The organism is Pseudomonas sp. PSB11, assembly GCF_014596605.1.
In the GTDB taxonomy this organism is placed as follows: domain Bacteria; phylum Pseudomonadota; class Gammaproteobacteria; order Pseudomonadales; family Pseudomonadaceae; genus Aquipseudomonas; species Aquipseudomonas umsongensis.
The window spans coordinates 1-19885 of record NZ_NOIO01000046.1 but is presented as its reverse complement, the minus strand read 5'-3'; the positions used below and the strand labels follow the sequence as shown (position 1 = coordinate 19885).

At 61.8% G+C, this 19885-nt stretch carries 18 protein-coding genes; 2 read left to right on the top strand and 16 right to left on the bottom strand.

The annotated features are described in order from the left end of the window. Positions 1–861: 861 nt before the first annotated feature. The 5 genes from CGA21_RS29010 to ribBA all read right to left on the bottom strand — a co-directional run bounded on the left by CGA21_RS29010 (position 862) and on the right by ribBA (position 6297). Positions 862–2016: an ABC transporter ATP-binding protein gene (locus tag CGA21_RS29010; protein ID WP_110752940.1), complete on the bottom strand. Its 1155-nt coding sequence runs from the start codon at positions 2014–2016 to the stop codon at positions 862–864. A 15-nt stretch (positions 2017–2031) separates the two neighbouring features. Further along, the gene (locus CGA21_RS29005; protein ID WP_007976227.1) at positions 2032–2841 is read right to left on the bottom strand and encodes an ABC transporter permease; all 810 of its coding nucleotides are present in this window, start codon (positions 2839–2841) and stop codon (positions 2032–2034) included. Between the two features lie 6 nt (positions 2842–2847). Next, positions 2848–3780, bottom strand: coding sequence for an ABC transporter permease (locus CGA21_RS29000; RefSeq protein WP_188265626.1), 933 nt, complete (start codon positions 3778–3780; stop codon positions 2848–2850). Beyond that, positions 3777–4802 (bottom strand): ABC transporter substrate-binding protein, encoded by a 1026-nt coding sequence (locus CGA21_RS28995; RefSeq protein ID WP_110752936.1) that lies wholly within the window; start codon positions 4800–4802, stop codon positions 3777–3779. The genes CGA21_RS29000 and CGA21_RS28995 overlap by 4 nt, the downstream gene beginning before the upstream one ends. Before the next feature lie 385 nt (positions 4803–5187). After that, positions 5188–6297: a bifunctional 3,4-dihydroxy-2-butanone-4-phosphate synthase/GTP cyclohydrolase II gene (gene ribBA, locus CGA21_RS28990; RefSeq protein ID WP_188265625.1), complete on the bottom strand. Its 1110-nt coding sequence runs from the start codon at positions 6295–6297 to the stop codon at positions 5188–5190. 71 nt (positions 6298–6368) lie between these two features. On the opposite strand from ribBA, the gene CGA21_RS28985 reads away from it, so the two are divergent. Then, complete coding sequence (locus CGA21_RS28985; protein ID WP_110752932.1) at positions 6369–6665, top strand: DUF1330 domain-containing protein; 297 nt, start codon at positions 6369–6371, stop codon at positions 6663–6665. 121 nt (positions 6666–6786) lie between these two features. On the opposite strand, the gene CGA21_RS28980 is transcribed toward CGA21_RS28985, so the two are convergent. The 11 genes from CGA21_RS28980 to CGA21_RS28930 form a co-directional block, all read right to left on the bottom strand. Beyond that, positions 6787–7350 carry an NUDIX hydrolase gene (locus CGA21_RS28980; RefSeq protein WP_188265624.1) on the bottom strand — a complete coding sequence of 188 codons (564 nt, stop codon included), beginning with the start codon at positions 7348–7350 and terminating at the stop codon, positions 6787–6789. A gap of 2 nt (positions 7351–7352) precedes the next feature. Continuing rightward, positions 7353–8105: a GntR family transcriptional regulator gene (locus tag CGA21_RS28975; protein ID WP_020800935.1), complete on the bottom strand. Its 753-nt coding sequence runs from the start codon at positions 8103–8105 to the stop codon at positions 7353–7355. 87 nt (positions 8106–8192) lie between these two features. Next, on the bottom strand, positions 8193–8582 hold the full coding sequence (locus CGA21_RS28970; RefSeq protein ID WP_008059553.1) for a carboxymuconolactone decarboxylase family protein: 390 nt from the start codon (positions 8580–8582) through the stop codon (positions 8193–8195). 1 nt (position 8583) lies between these two features. Then, entirely contained in the window at positions 8584–10035 is a 1452-nt protein-coding gene (locus CGA21_RS28965; protein ID WP_110752928.1) for an NAD-dependent succinate-semialdehyde dehydrogenase, read from the bottom strand. Positions 10036–10183: 148 nt separating this feature from the next. Continuing rightward, positions 10184–10669, bottom strand: a complete 486-nt coding sequence (locus CGA21_RS28960; RefSeq protein ID WP_110752926.1) for a flavin reductase family protein — start codon at positions 10667–10669, stop codon at positions 10184–10186. Between the two features lie 12 nt (positions 10670–10681). After that, positions 10682–12163 (bottom strand): aldehyde dehydrogenase, encoded by a 1482-nt coding sequence (locus CGA21_RS28955; protein ID WP_110752924.1) that lies wholly within the window; start codon positions 12161–12163, stop codon positions 10682–10684. Further along, on the bottom strand, positions 12160–12993 hold the full coding sequence (locus CGA21_RS28950) for an alpha/beta fold hydrolase (protein ID WP_110752922.1): 834 nt from the start codon (positions 12991–12993) through the stop codon (positions 12160–12162). The genes CGA21_RS28955 and CGA21_RS28950 overlap by 4 nt, the downstream gene beginning before the upstream one ends. Before the next feature lie 42 nt (positions 12994–13035). Then, complete coding sequence (locus CGA21_RS28945; RefSeq protein ID WP_003225712.1) at positions 13036–13626, bottom strand: amino acid synthesis family protein; 591 nt, start codon at positions 13624–13626, stop codon at positions 13036–13038. Positions 13627–13979: 353 nt separating this feature from the next. Next, positions 13980–14960 (bottom strand): helix-turn-helix domain-containing protein, encoded by a 981-nt coding sequence (locus CGA21_RS28940; RefSeq protein WP_188265623.1) that lies wholly within the window; start codon positions 14958–14960, stop codon positions 13980–13982. Between the two features lie 98 nt (positions 14961–15058). Beyond that, positions 15059–17149 (bottom strand): hydantoinase/oxoprolinase family protein, encoded by a 2091-nt coding sequence (locus tag CGA21_RS28935; protein WP_188265622.1) that lies wholly within the window; start codon positions 17147–17149, stop codon positions 15059–15061. Positions 17150–17183: 34 nt separating this feature from the next. Beyond that, entirely contained in the window at positions 17184–18929 is a 1746-nt protein-coding gene (locus tag CGA21_RS28930) for a hydantoinase B/oxoprolinase family protein (RefSeq protein WP_110752918.1), read from the bottom strand. A 652-nt stretch (positions 18930–19581) separates the two neighbouring features. Here CGA21_RS28930 and CGA21_RS28925 point away from each other — a divergent pair. After that, on the top strand, positions 19582–19800 hold the full coding sequence (locus CGA21_RS28925) for a hypothetical protein (RefSeq protein ID WP_188265627.1): 219 nt from the start codon (positions 19582–19584) through the stop codon (positions 19798–19800). The last annotated feature ends 85 nt before the right edge of the window (positions 19801–19885 follow it).

Here is a 19885-nt window from a genome sequence, read left to right as displayed (position 1 = left end):
ACCAGCACCTTCTATGACGAAAAGGCTTACTTGCAGGCTTTGACGCGGCGTGGATCGACGTTGGTAGAAGCGCCGATGGAGGTCGTCACAGGTTGACGGACAGGCTCAGGGCGTGAGGGGGCAAGAAAATCAAAAGCCAGATCACAATCAAAAGCGAGGCGGCCTGACAGCCGACCTGATTGCTGGTCTGTCCGCATACCCCCTGTAGGAGCGAGCATGCTCGCGAAAAACCTGAGGGCACCGCGGGCTACCAGGTGCCCCGCGTTATCGTTAACGACCATCGCGACGGTGCGACGATTCGACATGCTCGCTCCTACAGGGGATCCAGGTGCACCCCTTACAGTCAGGTCGGCTGTCAGGCCGCCTCGCTTTGCTGTTGATCGCGAGCGCCCCGTTAACCACGATGGCCGAACGCAGGCATTGCGCAGTGGGGAAACCGGCAGGACGCCGGTTTAGCCGCGCTGGGCCATGGATGGCCCAGCGCGGCGACCCACGGAGCAATGCCTTCGATACGGCATGCCGAGCCTAAGCGAGGCACCGAGTGGTGGGGCAAAGCCTTTTGCTTCCTTTTTGGCGTTTGAAAAAGGGAGTCGCTGTAAAAGCGAAACCATAAGCCGCCGTTACCGCAGCAATGGATATGTACTCCGACAATAAATATCACATACAGGACTTCCTGCGACGCCCCGCATCACCGTCGTGCACGGCTCACGTCATACGTCGACAGCGGAACGCAGAGCGTCCCCGGCGGCATTCCTTTGCTGCGCGTGGGAACGATCAAAAAAAAGGGTCGTCGCAACCCGACGTTGCAGCGACCCGAGGGTGATACTTTAAGAGTCGCCCGCCGCAAGGGGCGTTAAATAATCAGTGCGCCCCAGCAGCTTTGTTCAAATCGCTCTCAGCCCATTCGGTATAAACACAGGCATCGGCAGTCGCCCAGCGCACACGCACAGGATCCCCTGCCTTCATGGGCATGCCCGCGGCGGAAAGCGCCTTGACGGTCATCGACGTACCGCCCGAAGTCACCACGCTGCACGTCTGGCTTTCCCCCAGGAACAACACCTCCACAACCTTGGCCGTCACTTCATTCCAACCGGCGGCCAACGGCTCCTGAGCGGCTTGCTCGAAACTCAAGGCCAGTGCCTTTTCCGGTCGCACCATCAACAGTACATCCTGGTCGGTTTGCAGGCCGGCTGTCAGGCGGATCGACAGCGACTGCCCCTCAAACGTTGCCACGGCGTTGCCCTGAGCCTTGAGCTTGAGGAAGTTCGAGTTACCGAGGAACGAGGCGACAAAGGCGTTCGGCGGATTCTGGTACAGGTCGTAACCGCTGCCCAGGCCGACGATCTTGCCGTGGCTGAAGATGGCGATGCGTTGGGACAGGCGCATGGCTTCTTCCTGGTCGTGGGTCACGTAGACGATGGTGATGCCCAGGCGCCGATGCAGCTGGCGCAGTTCGTCCTGCAAATCTTCACGCAGTTTCTTGTCCAGTGCGCCCAGCGGTTCATCCATCAGCAGGATGCGTGGCTCGTAGACCAGCGCCCGGGCGATGGCGACCCGTTGCTGCTGGCCGCCGGAGAGTTGCGAAGGGCGGCGATGGGCGAATTGCTCAAGCTGCACCAGCTTGAGCATCGCATCGACCCGGCGATCACGCTCGGCCGGGGCCAGTTTGCGGATGGCCAGCGGGAAGGCGATGTTGTCGCGCACTGACAGGTGCGGGAACAGCGAGTAGCGCTGGAACACCATGCCGATGTCACGTTTGTGCGGCGGCACATTGACCAGCGACTGGCCGTTGACCAGGATCTCGCCGCTGCTCGGGGTTTCGAAACCAGCGAGCATCGACAGCGTCGTGCTTTTTCCCGAGCCGCTGGAGCCGAGGAAGGTCAGGAATTCACCGTCCTTGATGTCCAGCGAGATGTCGTCCACGGCAGCAAAGTCGCCGTAGTATTTATTCAAGTTGCGCAGGCTCACCAGGGGCTTGTCATTTTGCTGCGCGGTATCTTTGATCACTGCACTCATGTCGTACTCCTGCGCTTAGGCGCTGATTTCATTGCGCCGGCGCAGTGCGGCGGCGATCACCATGACCAATACCGAGAGGCCGATCAGCAGCGTCGAGGCGACGGCGATCACGGGCGTCAGGTCCTGGCGCAGGGTGGTCCACATTTTCACGGGAAGGGTTTGCAGGGTCGGGCTTGCCATCATCACGCTCAGCACCACTTCATCCCACGAGACAAGGAAGGCGAAGAGGGCGCCGGCCACCATGCCCGGGCGAATCGCCGGGAAGGTCACCTTGAACACCGCTTGCAGGCGCGAGGCGCCGCAAATCACTGCGGCATCCTCGATCGATTGGTCGAACAGCTTCAGCGAGTTGATGATCGAGATGATGGTGAACGGCAAAGCGACGATGACGTGGCTGACCACGAACGCGAACATGGTTCCGGTGTAGCCCAGTTTCAGGAACAGCGCGTACACCGCCACGGCAATGATCACCAGCGGCACGATCATCGGCAGGGTGAACAGGCCGTAGAGCATTTCCCGGCCCGGAAAGCGCCCGCGCACCAGGGCGAAAGCGGTCGGCAGGCCCAGGGCCACGGCAAAGAACGTGGTCAGTACCGCGACCTTGAGGCTGGCCATGGCCGCGTTCATCCAGTCGGCATTGGAGAAGAACTGGCCGTACCATTTCAGCGTCCAGCCCGGTGGTGGGAACACCAGCCACTGGGATGAGCCGAACGACAGCAGGACGATGAACACGATCGGTAGCAACAGGAACAGCCCGATCAGCCCGGTGGTGGCGTACAGGCCAAAGCGCATCCGGCGGCTCATGGCATTGGGGGTCAGGAGCATGACGGCTTACCTCGCGTTGCTGGCGCCAACCGGGGATTCCGGCTGAAGCTTCAGGTAGAAGTAGAACAGCACCAGCGTGATGACGATCAGCAACGCGGCACCGGCGCTGGCCAGGCCCCAGTTGAGGAACGACTGCACCTGCTGGATGATGAACTCGGGCAGCATCATGTTCTGCGCACCGCCCAGCAGGGCCGGGGTAACGTAGTAACCGAGCGACATCACGAACACCATCAAGCCACCGGAGAACAGCCCCGGCCGGCACAGCGGCAGGAACACCCGGAAGAAGTTGGTCCACGGTCTGGCCCCGCAGATCGAACCGGCCTGCAGGATCATCGGGTCGATGGCCTGCATGGTCGCCTGCAGCGGCAGCACGATGAACGGGATCATGATGTAGCTCATGCCGATCACCACGCCGGTGAGGTTATGCACCATCTCCAGCGGCTGATCGATGATGCCCATGGCCATCAACGCCTTGTTGATCACCCCGGAGGCTTGCAGCAACACCAGCCAGGAATAGGTGCGGGCGAGCAGGCTGGTCCACATCGACAACAGCACGATGTTCAGGATCCAGCGACCCCAGCCACGGGGCACCAACGTGATCGCCCAGGCCAGCGGGAATCCCAGTAGCAGGCTGAACAGCGTCACCAGTCCGGCCACCGAGAAGGTGTTGAGCAAGACACGGGCATACGCCGAGTTGGCGAACAGCTGCTCGTAGTTGCCCAGTCCCGGAGTCGGTTCCAGCACGCCGCGCAGCAGCAAGCCGATCAATGGGCCCAGGAAGAACAGTCCCAGGAACAGCAGGGCGGGGATCAGGTTGCTCGATCCGCGCCAGCGTTGCGCCAGGGTCGGGGTTTGCGTCATCGCAGCCGCCTTGCCGGCAGCGCCCGAGGCGCTCCCGACTGGCGTGGATGGACGGGACGCGGTTACCGTCATTTTCATTTGACCAGCCATTCGTTCCACCGTGTCGCGATAGCAGGACCGTTCTTGGCCCAGTACGCGAAATCAAGAGTGATTTGATCCTTGGCGTAGGCAGTCGGCAGGTTGGGCGCCAGGGTCGAGTCCAGGCGCGCCACGCTGTCGACGTTGACCGGGGCGTAGGCGGTCAGGTTGGAGAAGTCGGCCTGGCCTTTGGCGCTGCTGGCATTGGCCAGGAACTTCATCGCCGCGTCCTTGTTCTTCGAACCCTTTGGAATGACCAGGATGTCGGCCATGACCAGGTTCTGTTTCCAGCTCACGCCAACCGGCGCACCGTCTTCTTGCAGGGCATGAATGCGGCCGTTCCAGAACTGGCCCATGCTCGCTTCACCGGAGGCCAACAGCTGTTGCGACTGAGCGCCGCCGCCCCACCAGACGATGTCTTTCTTGATGGTGTCGAGTTTCTTGAAGGCGCGGTCCAGGTCCAGTGGGTAGAGCTTGTCGGCGGCGACGCCATCGGCCAGCAGCGCCAGTTCCAGCACGCCGGGACTTGGCCATTTATACAGGGCGCGTTTGCCGGGGTAGGTCTTGGTGTCGAACAGCGCGGACCAGTCCTGGGGCTTGTTGGCACCCAACTTGCCTTCGTTGTAGCCGAGGACGAAGGAGAAGAAGAACGAGCCGACGCCGTGATCGGAGACGAATCGCGGGTCGATCTTGTCGCGATCGATGACGTTGAAATCGAGGGGTTCGAGCAGGCCTTCGGAGGCTGCGCGCAAGGCGAAGTCAGCTTCGACGTCGACCACGTCCCACTGCACGTTGCCGCTTTCGACCATCGCCTTGAGCTTGCCGTAGTCGGTGGGGCCATCCTGGACCACGGTGATGCCGCTGGCCTTGCTGAACGGATCGGCCCACGCCTGCTTCTGTGCATCCTGGGTGCTACCGCCCCAGCTGACGAAGTTGACGCTTTCAGCAGCCGTTGCCACATGACTGACCGTGGCCAACAAGCCTGCGAACAGTATTGCGGATGCACGTTTGTTCAACACCATTTTCACGCCCTCATTTGTTGTGTTTTTGAGCGGGCTTGGTAATGCCCGCCTATCGGGAGCAGTAGGTCCATCTGGCCTTGAAAGGCGACCGTGCCAAGGGCTGTTGTGAGTGCTTTCCCTCGCGGGGGCGCTTGGCTAAATAGTCCGGTCTATGGAATATCATATTATGGTATTCCAAACTTTGTGCAAGCACTTTGCCTTACCGGCTATCAGCCAAAAATGCTTTTTTTGAGCTGCGGGGCGTACCCGGTACCGCGCAAACATCGCAATCCTTGTGGGAGCGAGCCTGCTCGCGAAAAGGGCCTGTCAGTCGAGACACATGTCGCCGGGTACATTGCCTTCGCGAGCAGGCTCGCTCCCACAGGGGACTACACAAATCCGAGGATCATTGGGTGAACGGGATGCTCTCCACCACTTCCAGGTCATACCCGGTCAAACCTGCGTACTTCAAAGGCGGCCCCAGATGCCGCAACTTGCCCACGCCAAGGTTCTGCAGGATCTGTGCCCCGGTGCCGACTTCCGAATAGATCCGCGACTGCGAACGGTTGAACTGCCGCGGCGCCTGGGTCAATTGCGGCACCCGCTCCAGCAACGCTTGCGACGATTCGTGGTTGGCCAGGACCACCACCACGCCGCGACCTTCCTCAGCCACTCGCTGCAAAGCCGCCCACAACGTCCAGTTCGAAGGGCCGCTGTATTCGGCGCCGACCAGATCGCGCAACGGGTCGATGACGTGCACGCGCACCAGCGTCGCTTCATCGCGACGCAGATCACCCATGACCATTGCCATGTGGACACCGCCTTCGATGCGATCCTCAAAGGTGATCAGACGAAAGGTGCCATGTACCGTCGGTAGCTCGCGCTCGCCAATGCGCACCACCGTGTGTTCGGTACTTAAACGATAGTGGATCAGGTCGGCGATGGTGCCGATCTTGATCCCGTGTTTGCGCGCGAACACTTCCAGGTCCGGGCGGCGGGCCATGGTGCCGTCATCGTTCATCACTTCGACGATCACCGAGGCGGGGGTAAAACCGGCCAGGCGCGCCAGGTCGCAACCGGCTTCGGTATGGCCGGCGCGGGTCAATACGCCACCTTCCCGGGCACGCAGGGGGAAGATGTGGCCGGGCTGCACGATATCGGCGGCACTCGCGCCATGGGCAACGGCAGCGGCCACGGTACGCGCGCGGTCGGCGGCGGAGATGCCGGTGGTTACGCCAACAGCCGCTTCGATCGATACGGTGAACGCGGTGCTGAACACGCTGCCATTGCTGGGCACCATCTGCTCGAGGCCCAAGCGCTGGCAATGCTCGTCGGTCAAGGTCAGGCAGATCAGGCCGCGCGCTTCGCGGGCCATGAAGCTGATGGCTTCGGCGCTGCAGCGGTCGGCGGCCAACAGCAGGTCGCCCTCGTTTTCCCGGTCCTCGTCGTCCACCAGGAGCACCATCTTGCCTTGGCGGTAGTCTTCGATGATTTCTTCGATGCTGTTGAAGGCCATGTGGGGAGTCTCGATGTTTGATGGAGATATATTGTGGTATACCATAATACAAAACAAGCAGAGAGGTCACTATGAAGGCGTACTGGATTGCTCACGTGGATATCACCGACCCCGATCAATACAGCCAATACACCCAGCGGGCACCCCAGGCGTTTGCCCAATACGGTGGTCGGATATTGGCGCGTGGCGGGCGCAGCGAAGCGATGGAAGGTCGGTCGACGCCGCAGCGCAGCGTGGTGATCGAATTTGATTCCTACGAGCAGGCGCTGGCCTGTTATCGATCCGATCAGTATCAGGAGGCGAAAGGGCACCGCGAGGGCGTGGCGAAGGCAGAGGTGATCATTGTCGAAGGAATCGCCCCGGCATAACCCTGTAGGAGCTGCCGCAGGCTGCGATCTTTTGATCTTGATCTTCGGGGAGCCTTCAGGGCGCCAAAGATCAAAAGATCGCAGCCTGCGGCAGCTCCTACAGTGATTGTGTCGCGTTCTGTCAGCGGATGAAGTGAATCTTGCCGCTGTCATCGTTGCCGATGTAGATCCCGTAGACCCCGGCCTGCCGCTCCTCGATGTAGCGTTCGAGAATCTGCCGGATTGCCGGGTAGTAGATGCTGTCCCAGGGAATGTCCTCGGGCGCGAAGAATTTGTAGTCGAGGGTTTCCGGTCCATACTGCCCGGTGATCTCCAGCGCGATGGCGCGGAAGATGATGTACACCTCGCTGATCTTGGGCACGCTGAAGATCGAGTAGGGCGAGAGGATTTCCGCGCGCACGCCGCTCTCTTCCCAGACCTCGCGCAACGCCGCTTGCTCGGTGGTCTCACCACCTTCCATGAAGCCCGCCGGCAAGGTCCAGGTGCCGGGACGCGGAGGGATCGCGCGTTGGCACAGCAAGTACTTGCCGTCCTGCTCGATGATGCAGCCGGCGATGATTTTCGGATTGACGTAGTGGATGTAGCCGCAGCCGCGGCACATCAGGCGCTCGTGCGTATCGCCCGGTGGCAGCTGTGACTTGAGGTCATTGCTGCCGCACCTTGGACAATAGCTCGGGCTGAACATGATCAACGACCTATGCGGGGTTCTTTGAGCGCGATGGGCTGGGTGATCTCGGGGATCGCCCCGGTTTCTTCCTGCTTGCGCTTGAGGTAATCGAGGGCGACGGTGGCGGCGGCCCGAACGTGGTCGACGCAAGCCTGGTGGGCGGCCAGGGGATCGCCGCTCTTGATCGCTTCGACCATGCGTTCCATTTCCTGGTTGCTGGCGCCGCGACGGTTTTCCTGGGACACCGAAGTCGCGCGCAGATAGCTGATGCGCGCCTGCAGTTGACGCAACTGGGTCGCGGCGACATGGTTGCCAGAACCTTCGAGCAGGACGTCGTAGAAACCTTGCACGGAGTCGATGACCTGTTGCAGTTCGCCTTCCTTCAAGGCCTGGCGGTTTTCTTCCAGGGCCTTTTCCAGGGCCTTGATGTCCTTGGCCTTGGCACGCAGGGTGAACAGTTGAACGATCAGGCCTTCCAGTACGCAACGCAGCTCATAGATATCGACGGCATCGGCCAGGGTGATGATCGCTACCCGAGGGCCCTTGGCATCGGCGAACTCCACCAGGCCTTCGGATTCAAGGTGACGCAGCGCTTCGCGCACCGAAGTGCGGCTCACGCCCAGGCGATCGCACAGATCGCGTTCGACCAGTCGATCTCCCGGCAGAAGCTGGAAGTTCATGATGGCGCTTCGCAGTTTATCCAGCACGATTTCGCGCAGGGTAACGGGGTTGCGATTGACCTTGAAGCTGTCGTCGAGTGGCAGGCGTTTCATGGGGTCCGCTCTGAATGTGGCTGTCCATGCAAAAAGAGCACTTTGATCGCAATAATCCTAGTGCTCGTTCAGTCAGATAGCCAAGGGTTAACTGGAGGCCTCGGCATCGGCTTCGGCGAACGCTTCACGGGCGAGCCGGAAACTGTCCACGGCCGCGGGGACACCGCAATAAATACCGACCTGAAGCAGAATTTCGCGTATTTGTTCACGACTCAGCCCGTTACGCAAGGCACCACGCACGTGCAGCTTGAGTTCGTGAGGCCGATTGAGGGCTGAAATCATCGCCAAGTTTATCATGCTGCGCTCTTTAAGCGACAAACCCTCACGGCCCCAGACGTGACCCCAGCAGTACTCGGTGACCATTTCCTGCAGAGGTCGGGTGAAGTCGTCGGCGTTTTCGATGGAGCGGTTCACATAGGCTTCGCCCAGCACCTGGGTGCGGATCTTAAGGCCTTTTTCGTATTTTTCGTTACTCACTTCAAAGCCCGCCCATAAGTGTGTATTTGAGTTCCAGATAATCCTCGATGCCGTACTTGGAGCCTTCACGACCCAGGCCCGAGGATTTGATCCCGCCAAACGGCGCCACTTCGGTGGAAATCAGTCCTTCGTTGATCCCGACCATGCCGTATTCCAGCGCCTCACTCATGCGCCAGGCGCGGCCCAGGTCGCGGGTGTAGCAGTAGGCAGCGAGGCCGAATTCGGTGTCGTTGGCCATCTGCACGGCCTCGGCCTCGCTGGCAAAACGGAACACCGCGGCGAGAGGGCCGAAGGTCTCATCCCGGGCAACTTTCATCTGCGTGGTGATGCCGGACAATACCGTTGGCTGGAAAAAGCCGTGGCCCAGCGCATGACGTTCGCCACCGCAAACCAACCGGGCACCTTGCGCCAGTGCGTCCAGCACATGGTCTTCAACCTTGGTCACGGCGCGCTCATTGATCAGCGGACCCTGGGTGACGCCGTCAGTGAAACCACTGCCCACCTTGAGCTGCGACACCCGCTCGGCCAGGCGCGCAACAAAGGCGTCGTGTATGCCGTCTTGCACCAGGAAGCGATTGACGCAGACGCAGGTCTGGCCAGCATTGCGAAACTTGGCAATCATCGCGCCTTCTACCGCACGCTCAAGGTCGGCATCGTCGAAGACAATGAACGGTGCATTGCCGCCCAGTTCCAGCGACACTTTCTTCAGCGTCGGCGCGCACTGCGCCATCAGCAACTTGCCAATCGCCGTGGAGCCGGTGAACGACAGTTTGCGCACCAACGGGCTTGCCGTCAGCTCAGCGCCAATGGCGATGGCATCGCCGGTGATCACGTTGAAAATACCCGCAGGAATGCCGGCCTGTTCGGCCAGCGCCGCCATGGCCAGTGCCGAGAATGGCGTCTCCGGTGCCGGCTTGACGATGCACGGACAACCGGCGGCCAGCGCCGGGCCGGCCTTGCGGGTGATCATCGCTGCGGGGAAGTTCCACGGCGTGATGGCCGCGACGACACCAATAGGTTCCTTGCTGACGACGATGCGCGCATCGCCCTTGTGGCTGGGAATCGTGTCGCCGTAGATGCGCTTGGCTTCTTCGGCGAACCACTCGATGAAACTGGCGGCGTAGAGGATTTCACCCTTGGCTTCGGCCAACGGCTTGCCTTGTTCGAGGGTCAGGATTTCGGCAAGGGCATCGGCGTTTTCCAGCATCAGCGCGTGCCAGCGCTTGAGGGTGTTGCTGCGCTCTTTGGCGGTTAACCCGCGCCAGGCCGGCCACGCGTTGTTGGCGGCGACGATGGCTTGGCGGGCGTGCTCGGCGCCAAGGTTCGGCACGCTACCGATGAGTTCACCGGTGGCGGGGTTGAAGATGTCCTGTCGCGCCCCATCGGGCGCATCCAGCCATTGGCCGTTGATGTACGCCTGCTGGCGGAACAGTTGCGAGGCTGCTGGGCTCATGCCGGCTCCTGGAGAAACATAAAAGACCTGCGCGGGCCCCTGTGGGAGCGGGCTTGCTCGCGAAAGCGGTGGGTCAGTCAATATTGATGTCAACTGACACTCGGCCTTCGCGAGCAAGCCCGCTCCCACAGGGCATTGTGTAGAGCCATCAGGCCAGGGCGGGCAGGGGGCCCAGCTTGCCTTTGTGGTAGATCATCGGCGTCACCGGTTGCTCGGGCAGGATCAGGTTCTTCACCGCGCCGACGATGATGGCGTGGTCGCCGCCATCGTATTCACGCCACAGTTCGCACTCGATGATCGCCGTGGCTTTGCGCAGCAGCGGGTTGCCCAGTTCGCTCAAGTGCCACTCGATGCCCCGGGCCTTATCCTTGCCTTTGCCGGCGAACGCATAGGCTTCGGCGGTCTGGTCGGCGGACAGCAAATGAATGGCGAATTGCTTGCTGTCGCGCAGGATCGGGTACGTGTCAGAGGCGTAGTTGGGGCAGAACAGTACCAGTGCCGGATCGATCGACAGCGCGCTGAAGGCGCTGGCAGTGATGCCGACGATGCCGCCGTCCGGGTCCAGGGTGGTGACCACCGTGACCCCGGAAGGGAACGAGCTCATGACGTCTTTGTAAATGCCGGGTTCGATCATTTCTCAGGACTCCTAGCGCATCACAAACGGATCAGGCATCGGTGCCTGGGAAAGATTGATCCACACCGTTTTCAACTCGGTGTAGGCCAGCACGGAATCGATGCCGCTTTCGCGTCCATAGCCACTGTTCTTGAAGCCGCCGATCGGCGCCATGGCCGACACGGCGCGGTAGGTGTTGACCCAGATGATCCCCGAACGCACGTCCCGGGCCAGGCGATGGGCACGCCCCAGGTCGCGGGTCCAGATGCCGGCGGCGAGGCCGAACTGCGAGTCGTTGGCGATCGCCAGGGCTTCGGCTTCGTCCTTGAAACGGATGACCGAGGCCACCGGACCAAAGACTTCTTCCTGCATGATCTTCATCGAGTTGCGGTCGCATTCGAACAGGGTCGGCTCATAGAACCAGCCTTCGCCGAGGTTCTGCGCACGCTTGCCACCCAGGCGTAAACGGGCACCTTCGGCAATGGCATCCGCCACCAGGCCTTCCACCACGGCCAGTTGCTGCGCAGTGGCCATCGGGCCCATTTCACTGCTGTCTTCCTGCGGGTTGCCGATGCGGATGCGCTGGGCGCGTTCCACCAGGCGAGCGACGAATTCGTCGTAGATTTCGTCCTGCACCAACAGACGCGAACCCGACACACAGCTTTGCCCGGACGCGGCATAGATCCCGGCGATGGCGCCGTTGATCGCGCTGTCGAGGTCGGCGTCGGCGAAAATGATGTTCGGCGATTTGCCGCCCAGTTCCAGGGACAATTTCGCGAAGTTCTCGGCACTGCTGCGCACCACATGCCGGGCCGTGGCCGCGCCGCCGGTGAAGGCGATCTTGCGTACCAGCGGATGGCGGGTCAGGGCGGCGCCGGTGCTCGGGCCGTAACCGGTGACGACATTGACCACCCCCGGTGGAATCCCGGCTTCCAGCGCCAGGCGCGCCAGTTCCAGAATGGTCGCCGAGGCGTGTTCGGACGGCTTGATCACGATGGTGTTGCCTGCCGCGAGAGCCGGCGCCAGTTTGATCGCGGTCAGGTACAGCGGGCTGTTCCACGGAATGATCGCGGCGACCACGCCCATGGCTTCGTGCACGGTGTAGGCAAACAGGTCTGGCTTGTCGAGGGGCAGGGTGCCGCCTTCGAGTTTGTCGGCCAGGCCTGCGGTGTAGTGGAAGAACTCCGGCAAATAGCCGACCTGGCCGCGGGTCTCGCGGATCAGCTTGCCGTTGTCGCGGCTTTCCAGCTGCGCCAGTTGTTCCTTGTTTTCGGCGATCAGGTCGCCCAGGCGGCGCAGCAGTTTGCCTCGGGCAGTGGCGGTCAAGCCGCGCCAGGCCGGGCTGTCGAAGGCGCTCTGCGCCGCCTGTACGGCGCGCTCGACGTCGGCTTCGTCGGCATCGGGCAGTTCGGCCCAAGGTTCGGCCAGGGCCGGATTGAGGCTTTCAAAAGTCTTGCCGGACAGGGCATCGACCCATTCACCGCCGATGCACATCTGGAAGCGTGAGAGAGTCATGCAACGATCCCCTTAATCTGATTTGGTCGGGCGTGCGCCGTGTCGAGAAACTCCAGCAACAGCTGGTTGACCAGGCGCGGCGATTCTACGGGCATCATATGCCGCTGCTCGGCGAGTACGGCAACCTTGGCGCCGGGAATGCGCTGGGCCAGTTGCTCGGCCATTTCCGGGGTCGACCCCGGATCGAGTTCGCCGGTAGCGACCAGCGTCGGCACCTGGATGCTGGCCAGGTCATCGGCGCGGTACATGTCCTGGGTGGCGAACAATTCATAAGTAGTCAGGTAGCCCTGCGGATCATTCTGCGCGAGCGTCTGGCGCAAAGCGGCGATCTGCGCCGGATTGGCTGCCTGGTATTCGCGGCTGAACCAGCGCGACAGTGCGGCTTCGGCGTTGGCATCCGGCCCGTGTTCGGCCGCCTGGGCTGTGCGGGCGATGACACCGGCGCGTTGCTCGGCGGTGCGATTGAACACACTGTTGAGCACCACAAGGCTCTGCAGGCGCTGCGGGTAATGCAGGGCAAAAGCCCGCGCCACCAGCCCGCCCATGGAGAAGCCGATCACTGCCGCCTTGGGCAATTGCAAATGATCGAGCAGCTCCAGCAACTGGTCGGCGTAACCGAGCAGCGGCGTGCCGCTTTCCGGACGCGGGCTGGCGCCATGACCGAGCATGTCGTAGGCGATCACGCGGTATTGGGTGGCCAGGCCAACGATCTGGCCGCCCCACATTTCTTTGTTCAGGCCCACGCCGTGGATCAAGACCACGGGCTGGCCTTGGCCGGTCGCCAGGTAACTGGTGCCAGCCGGGGTGCGTTCAGCGGTGAGCCGAATCATGGAGCGCTCCTGCATACCTTTTTGTTGTAGTGACCGACCGGCTTACTGGGCTTTTTCGGCGGCCAGTTCTTCCAGGTCGATGTAGCGATTGCCGATGCGTGGGTGCAGGCGGCCGCCATCGGCGCAACCCAGGACCACGACGATTTCGTCGGCACGCGGCGCGTCTTCGATCTGCATTTCCAGGGTGATGTAGTGCGAACGCAAGCCTTCGTCGTCCTTGTGCATCATCGGGATCTGGATGGAGGTGCCCGGGCCGCCGCGCTTGTTGGTGAAGCTCAGGTAGCTCTTGGCTTTCACCGCTTCGCGGTAGTGGTTGCCGAAGCGCAGGGTGTGGATCACCGCGGAAGCGTGTTCGATTTCACCGTCGGCGCCGACCACGGCGGCCTTGCCGTACGCTTCGATTTTCTCGGCACCGCCGATGATGCCCACCAAGCGCTCGACCATCAGCGCGCCGAGGTCGGAGCAGTTGGCGCGGATCTGCGGCTTGAGGTCTTCAACGAAGCCGTTGCCCACCCAAGGGTTCTTCATCACCACGGCCAGCCCGACCATGGTCACGGGCTTGTCGGTGGCCTTGCCGCCTTCAATGAAGGTTTCTTCGACATAGCTGACGATCTTGCGGATTTCGAAACTCATGAGCTGCTCCGTATCAGGGTGAAAAAGTGTCTGTGCGTCTGATGGTATACCATAATACCGGATGCGCAATACCCTGAAGGGAGTTTCTGGTCGGATGGTGATGAAAAGAGGGGGGGGGGGGGGACAGTAGTGCTGGGCGTGGCCGGCATTGCTTCGTGGGCCCGGAGCGAGGGCATGCCGAGCCTTGGCGAGGCACCGAACGCCAGGGGCAAGAGCCCTTGGTTACTTGGGGCCGGGCGGCGTTCCGTTCTTCCAAGTGACTCGCTGTAAAAGCGAAACCCTAGGTGGTCGTTACCGCAGCAACGGATATGTACACCAAGGGAACGGCTCGGCTGTCAGAGCTGAAACCTGCCTCAGACCCCAATATTCGAAGAAGCAGCCAACCGAACCCCACTGCGCACTTCCCTGGCCGTACACCCAAAGTGCTGGCGAAAGCTTCGGGTAAATTGCGCCTGGTCGCTGAAGCCCCAGCGCATGGCCAGCTCGCCGATCGACAGGTGGCAGTTGGGGTCGCGCAGGCCTCTGTTGACCGCCTCAAGGCGGCGCAGGCGAATCCATTCCCCGAGGCTGTAGGGCGTGGTGCTGAAGAGTTTATGCACATAGCGTACGGACAGCCCGCAGGCCTCGGCGATCATTGGCGGCGCCAGGTCCGGGTTGCCCAGTTGCTGGTCGACGTATTGCTCTATGCGTTGCAAATGCAGGGCGGCCAGGTTCGAGCTTTCGCTGCTCAGCACCCGCTCGTCATCACGCAATGCCATCAACAACGTTGAAAGGGCCTGCTCCAGCAGCATATGCCGGGCGGCCTCGTCGCACTCGTCGAAACGTGCGGCGCACATCGCCAGTTGGTCGACAAAGACTCGCCCGAGTGCGCGCCTGGCGTCGAAGCACAGGCGCGTGTAGCGTTCGGCGCCGCGCAATTGGCCATGCAGCGCGCGTTCCGGGAGCTTGAACACCCACAGATCGTTGTCGCTGGCATAGTGAAAGCGGTAGGGCGCGTCGCCCCGTTCGAAGATGAAACCACCCGGTTGGCAATGCAGGGCGCGGCCGTCCTGTTCGAAATGCACTTCGCTGCGCCGCGGTACGGTGACGAGGTAGCAGGCTTCGTGATCTTCACTGACCTGGGCCTTGCTGCGCGAGTAGCCCAGTTGAGTGGAGCGCAAGCGAGAAAGGGTCAGTGCAGTGCTGCCGGTTTCCCAGATCTGCAGGCTGCCACTGAAAGGGCTGTCGGGCGCGAATTCCAGGGACAACGGAAAATACGCACTGCCAATGGCCTGGGCCCAGAGCGGTTGGCGTTGACTGTCTGGCCAGGAACGGGTGGAGAATTTGCAGGCCATGGCTGCCCTCGTATCTTTTTTATTATGAGGACGGTGCCAACGCAAAAAAAGCCGTTGGCACCGTGGGGTTGCCATCATTTGCCAATGTTTACGGGCGGTCAATCACCGGGTGTCAGCCGGTAGGTGGCCGATGGCGCCAGCGTGGCCTGCCAGCCAGGGGGGACGACGATGTTGGTGGTCGTCTCTTCGATCACGCAAGGGCCTTGCACCGTTTGCCCCGATTGCAAGTGTTCACCGTTGTATACCGGCGTTTGCTGCCAGGACGACTGGGCGCTGAACAGCATCGACCGATGACCGCTGGCCTTGGGGGCGACATCCTCGGCAGGTGACGGCAGTTCCGGCATGGGCGGACGTTGCAGGCGCGCTATTACCGAACACTCAAGGTTGACCAGTTCTGCCGGGCTTTGCGGTTCGCTATAGGAGAACAGCGCCTTGTGCCGGGTGTGGAACGCCTCACGCAACGCGACCAGGCCCGACTGGTCCAGCCGATCGCAGGTCAGCTCGACGCTGCATTCGTGAATCTGACCGAGGTAGCGGATCTCCAGGTTGTACAGGCATTGGACGTTATTGCCAGCGCCAAAGCCATCGTCGCGCAGGTTTTTCATCCCGCGCTCGCGCAGGTCACGCAAGGTCTGGTTGAGCAACGGCAGGTCGACCAGTTCGTCGTCGAGGCGCATCGGCAGCGTGGTCAATTGGTCGTAGCGGATATCGGAAAGAATCTGCCCATAGGCGCACAGCCCGGAAGCCACTTTCGGAATCAGCACCACTTTGCTGCCGATTTCCTCGGCCAGGCGCATGACGTGCATGCCCGCCGCACCGCCCGCGCCGATCAGGGCAAAGTCCCGTGGGTCATAGCCGCGTTCGACCGACACCCGGCGAATGCCGCTGACCATGTTCAGGTTGACCAGGGTGATGATGCCGATCGCCGCCCGTTCGACGCTGATGCCCAAGGGCTCGGCGATTTTGCTCCGGATCGCCTCTATGGCGGCCTGGCGATTGAGCCGGATGCTGCCGCCCAACAGCGCGCCGTCGGCCAGGTAACCCAGCGCCAGGTTGGCGTCGGTCACGGTTGGCTCGGTGCCGCCCTTGCCGTAGCACACCGGTCCCGGGTTGGCGCCGGCGCTGCGCGGGCCGACCTGGAGCATGCCGAAATCGTCGAGATAGGCGATCGAGCCGCCGCCGGCGCCGAGGGTTTCCACCTGGATCATCGGCACGCCGATGCGATAGCGCAGGAAGTCAGTGTCCTTGCTGAAGTTGGTGCGTCCTGACTTGCTCAAGGTGATGTCGAACGAAGTGCCGCCCATATCTACCGTGATCACGTTGTCGATGCCGAATGGCTGCGCCACGCACAACCCGGCTTGCGGCGCGGACGCGGGTCCTGAGTTGATCGCATTCACCGCACGTTCACGCATTACCACGCCGGGTGCCAGGCCACCGTTGGATTGAAAGTAGCGCGTGGGCTGCTGCGCGCCGAGCTCTTCGAACAAGGCGTCGATGCGTTCGATGTAGCGGCCCATGACCGGGCTCAGGTACGCGTTGACCACGGTGGTCGAGGTGCGGGTGTATTCGCGGATCTGCGGGAACACTTCGTTGCCGGTGCAGACGAATACACCCGGCAATGCCGCGCGCACCCTCTCGGCGGCGCGTTGTTCGTGGCTCGGATTGCGCACCGACCAGACGAACGAAATGGCCACGGCCTTGACGTCCTGTTCGCGGAAATAATCGATTGCTTCAGCAATCGCGTTTTCGTCGAGGGCGGCGTATTCGCTGCCGTCACTGAGGATCCTGCCGCCGATGGGGCGCCGCAGATGACGCGGCACCAACATGTAGGCCGGCGGGTAGCTGGCATCGTAGCGATGCCCGTCTTCCTTGTGGCCCAGGCGGATTTCCAGGCTGTCCTCATGCCCTTCGGTGCACAGCAGGCCAACCTTGACCCCGGTTTTCTCGATCAACGCGTTGAGGGCCACGGTGGTGCCGTTGATGCACAGGTCACAGTCGCCAATGATTTCGGCGGGGGTGCGGCCGATGGCGTCAGCGATTTGCGCCAGCCCGTTGCGGATGGCGATCGTACCGTCCTGCGGCGTCGACGGTGCCTTGAACAACTGCACGTTGCCGTTGCGATCGGCCAGGATGAAATCGGTGAAGGTGCCTCCGGCGTCGATACCCAGGCGATATTGTTGTTTGCTCATGATGAGGGGTTCCAGATAGCTCAAAGGGGGGCGATCAATGTGTGGCGCGGCACGCACGAGTCGCGGCGTCGTCGACCTGGCCGTTGCCGTCGATCACCACGCCGTATTCCAGGCGGGCACCTTCGCGGGACACCAGGCCGTTGCGTACGTCGTCGGCCACGCTGGCGACCGGGCGCCGCCGGGGATCGCCATAGCCACCGCCGCCAGGGTTGATGTTGATCACCCGTTCGCCCGGTTGCGCGATGAGCTGCGCGTTGTAGATAAAGGACTGCTCCTCACCGTCGTTCTTGCGGTGAATCAATCGGCCCAGCTTCGGTTCGAGCAGGACGTTGTTCGCGCCCGCGGCGCCCGACGTCGGCAGTTGTCGGCCCTCGCCAAAACCAACCACGGTCATCGCGTGGTCCAGCGGTTCGATTTCGATTCGCGTGCCAGAACCACCGCGAAATTCGCCGGCACCACCGCTGTCAGTCATCAGGCTATAGCGATGGATGAGGATCGGGTAGGCGTACTCCAGCAACTCGATATCACCGGACATCAACGCGCCGAAACAGCACAACGGACCGCACGCCGGCCAACCGTCCATGGTCTTGTTCGCACCGGCGCCGGAAATGATCGAGGCGAGCACCATGGTCACGTACTCGTCGTTGCCATTGCGCGGATCAAGGCCGGCAATGTTGATCCCGCTGGCGTGACCCCAGGAGGCCGTGACCCGATCGGGGGCCGCTTGTTCCAGGGCCTGGCGCACCGCGTCGGCCAGGGTTTCCATCGGTGTGGTGGTGCTGTTGACGTGGGGCGCTGGTTCCTGGGCGTTGCATAACGTGCCCGGCGGGCCGAGGTCGACGGATACGCAGCGGTACAGCCCTTCGTTGTACGGTGGCGGTACCTGGGCGAACATCATCAGCCCCAGGTACACCCCGGACACCGAGTTGCCGGCGTAGGAGTTGATGAAGTACGGCACCTGCGGCGGACTTTCGATCAGGATGTGCGCCTCGTCGCCGCGAATTTCCACTTGCGCGGTGATCGACAGTTCACCCAACCCATGGCCCGAGTCTTCCAGCACGGCAGTGCCGCTGTAGAGGCCATCCGGTACTTCTCGCAGCAAGGCCCGCATGTGCCGGTCCGCCATGTCTTTCAATTCGGCGATACACGCACGCACCTGCGCCACGCCATAACGATCGAGCAGTTCCAGCAAATGCCGTTCACCCACATTGCAGGCGCCGTACTGGGCGTTGAGATCGCCTTCCTGATAGGCCCGGGCGCGCATGTTGGTCAGCAGCAGGTTGATCACGTCTTCACGGCGCTTGCCTTGGGACCAGAGCTTGACCGGCGGGATCCGCAAGCCTTCGGCGTAGATTTCCCTGGCATCCGGGTTGTAGCCGGCGGGCACCGGTCCGCCGATGTCGGTCAGGTGACCTTTGCACACCGCCCAGAACACCAGCTCGCCTTGGTAGAACACCGGTTTATACATGCAGCAGTCAAGAATATGGCTGCCCATGTAAGCGGGGTCATTGTGATAAATCACATCGCCTTCCTGGACGTCATCGCCGAAGAAACCGGCCACGCATTTCATCGCCGGAATCAGCGATCCGAGGTGAATCGGGATGTCCTGGCCTTGCAGGATCATTTCCGGAAGGTGATCGAAGAGTGCGTTGGAGTAGTCGTGGGCCAGGTTGAAAACGCTTGAACGACCGGTTTTCTCAAGGGTGATGGTCATTTCCCGTTGCGCGGTTTCGAGCGCGCCACGCACGACTGCCAGGGTGATCGGATCTACTGTGCTCATGGGTCACCAGAAATCTTGTTGTTATTCAGGTGGAGGTCAGGACGAACGTCTAACCCACGACACAAAACTACGCGTTCTAGCCAGCGGCTGGCTTGGCGCAAAGTGCACTGGTTTTTGATTGCCAGTGCACTTGCGATGGCGGCCTGACAGCCGAGCTGATTTTTAGGGTGTACCTGGATCCCTGTGGGAGCGAGCCTGCTCGCGAAGGCGGCAGCACATTCAGCATTGATGTCGACTGACCCCACACTTTCGCGAGCAGGCTCGCTCCCACAGGGGAATGCGGACAGACCAGCAATTCGGTCGGCTGTCAGGGAGTACATATCCATTGCTGCGGTAACGGCCGCCTATGGTTTCGCCCTTACGGCGAGTCCCTTTTTCAAACGCCAAAAAGGAACCAAAAGGCTTTGCCCCACCACTCGGTGCCTCGCTGGGGCTCGGCATGCCAGAACGAAGGCATTGCTCCGTGGGTCGCCGCGATGGGCCGTCCCTGGCCCAGCGCGGCTAAACCGGCGTCCTGCCGGTTTACCCACTGCGCAATGCCTGCGTTCGGCCATCGTGGTTAATGGGGCGCCCAGATCAAAAACAAAAGCGAGGCGGCCTTAAAGCCGACCTGACTTTGACGGGTGTACCTGGATCCCCTGTAGGAGCGAGCATGTCGAATCGTCGCACCGTCGCGATGGTCGTCAACGATGACGCGGGGCACCTGGTAGCCCGCGGTGCCCTCAGGTTCATCGCGAGCATGCTCGCTCCTACAGAGGGTATGCGTATGGCTTCCGATCAGGCCGGCCGGTCGGGCGCCTCGCTTTTGATTGTGATCTGGCTTTTGATGTTCTTGCCCCCTCACGCCCTGAGCCTGTCCGTCAACCTGTGACGACCTCCATCGGCGCTTCTACCAACGTCGATCCACGCCGCGTCAAAGCCTGCAAGTAAGCCTTTTCGTCATAGAAGGTGCTGGT

What these genes read in the sequence shown, in the direction of transcription:
- CGA21_RS28955 (WP_110752924.1), bottom strand. Translation starts at nt 12,163, where the DNA reads ATGACTCTCTCACGCTTCCAGATGTGCATCGGCGGTGAATGGGTCGAT.
- CGA21_RS28945 (WP_003225712.1), bottom strand. Translation starts at nt 13,626, where the DNA reads ATGAGTTTCGAAATCCGCAAGATCGTCAGCTATGTCGAAGAAACCTTC.
- ribBA (WP_188265625.1), bottom strand. Translation starts at nt 6,297, where the DNA reads ATGGCCTTCAACAGCATCGAAGAAATCATCGAAGACTACCGCCAAGGC.
- CGA21_RS28925 (WP_188265627.1), top strand. Translation starts at nt 19,582, where the DNA reads ATGTCGAATCGTCGCACCGTCGCGATGGTCGTCAACGATGACGCGGGG.
- CGA21_RS28965 (WP_110752928.1), bottom strand. Translation starts at nt 10,035, where the DNA reads ATGAGCCCAGCAGCCTCGCAACTGTTCCGCCAGCAGGCGTACATCAAC.
- CGA21_RS28930 (WP_110752918.1), bottom strand. Translation starts at nt 18,929, where the DNA reads ATGAGCACAGTAGATCCGATCACCCTGGCAGTCGTGCGTGGCGCGCTC.
- CGA21_RS28940 (WP_188265623.1), bottom strand. Translation starts at nt 14,960, where the DNA reads ATGGCCTGCAAATTCTCCACCCGTTCCTGGCCAGACAGTCAACGCCAA.
- CGA21_RS28985 (WP_110752932.1), top strand. Translation starts at nt 6,369, where the DNA reads ATGAAGGCGTACTGGATTGCTCACGTGGATATCACCGACCCCGATCAA.
- CGA21_RS29010 (WP_110752940.1), bottom strand. Translation starts at nt 2,016, where the DNA reads ATGAGTGCAGTGATCAAAGATACCGCGCAGCAAAATGACAAGCCCCTG.
- CGA21_RS28960 (WP_110752926.1), bottom strand. Translation starts at nt 10,669, where the DNA reads ATGATCGAACCCGGCATTTACAAAGACGTCATGAGCTCGTTCCCTTCC.
- CGA21_RS28950 (WP_110752922.1), bottom strand. Translation starts at nt 12,993, where the DNA reads ATGATTCGGCTCACCGCTGAACGCACCCCGGCTGGCACCAGTTACCTG.
- CGA21_RS29000 (WP_188265626.1), bottom strand. Translation starts at nt 3,780, where the DNA reads ATGAAAATGACGGTAACCGCGTCCCGTCCATCCACGCCAGTCGGGAGC.
- CGA21_RS28975 (WP_020800935.1), bottom strand. Translation starts at nt 8,105, where the DNA reads ATGAAACGCCTGCCACTCGACGACAGCTTCAAGGTCAATCGCAACCCC.
- CGA21_RS29005 (WP_007976227.1), bottom strand. Translation starts at nt 2,841, where the DNA reads ATGCTCCTGACCCCCAATGCCATGAGCCGCCGGATGCGCTTTGGCCTG.
- CGA21_RS28935 (WP_188265622.1), bottom strand. Translation starts at nt 17,149, where the DNA reads ATGAGCAAACAACAATATCGCCTGGGTATCGACGCCGGAGGCACCTTC.
- CGA21_RS28980 (WP_188265624.1), bottom strand. Translation starts at nt 7,350, where the DNA reads ATGTTCAGCCCGAGCTATTGTCCAAGGTGCGGCAGCAATGACCTCAAG.
- CGA21_RS28995 (WP_110752936.1), bottom strand. Translation starts at nt 4,802, where the DNA reads ATGGTGTTGAACAAACGTGCATCCGCAATACTGTTCGCAGGCTTGTTG.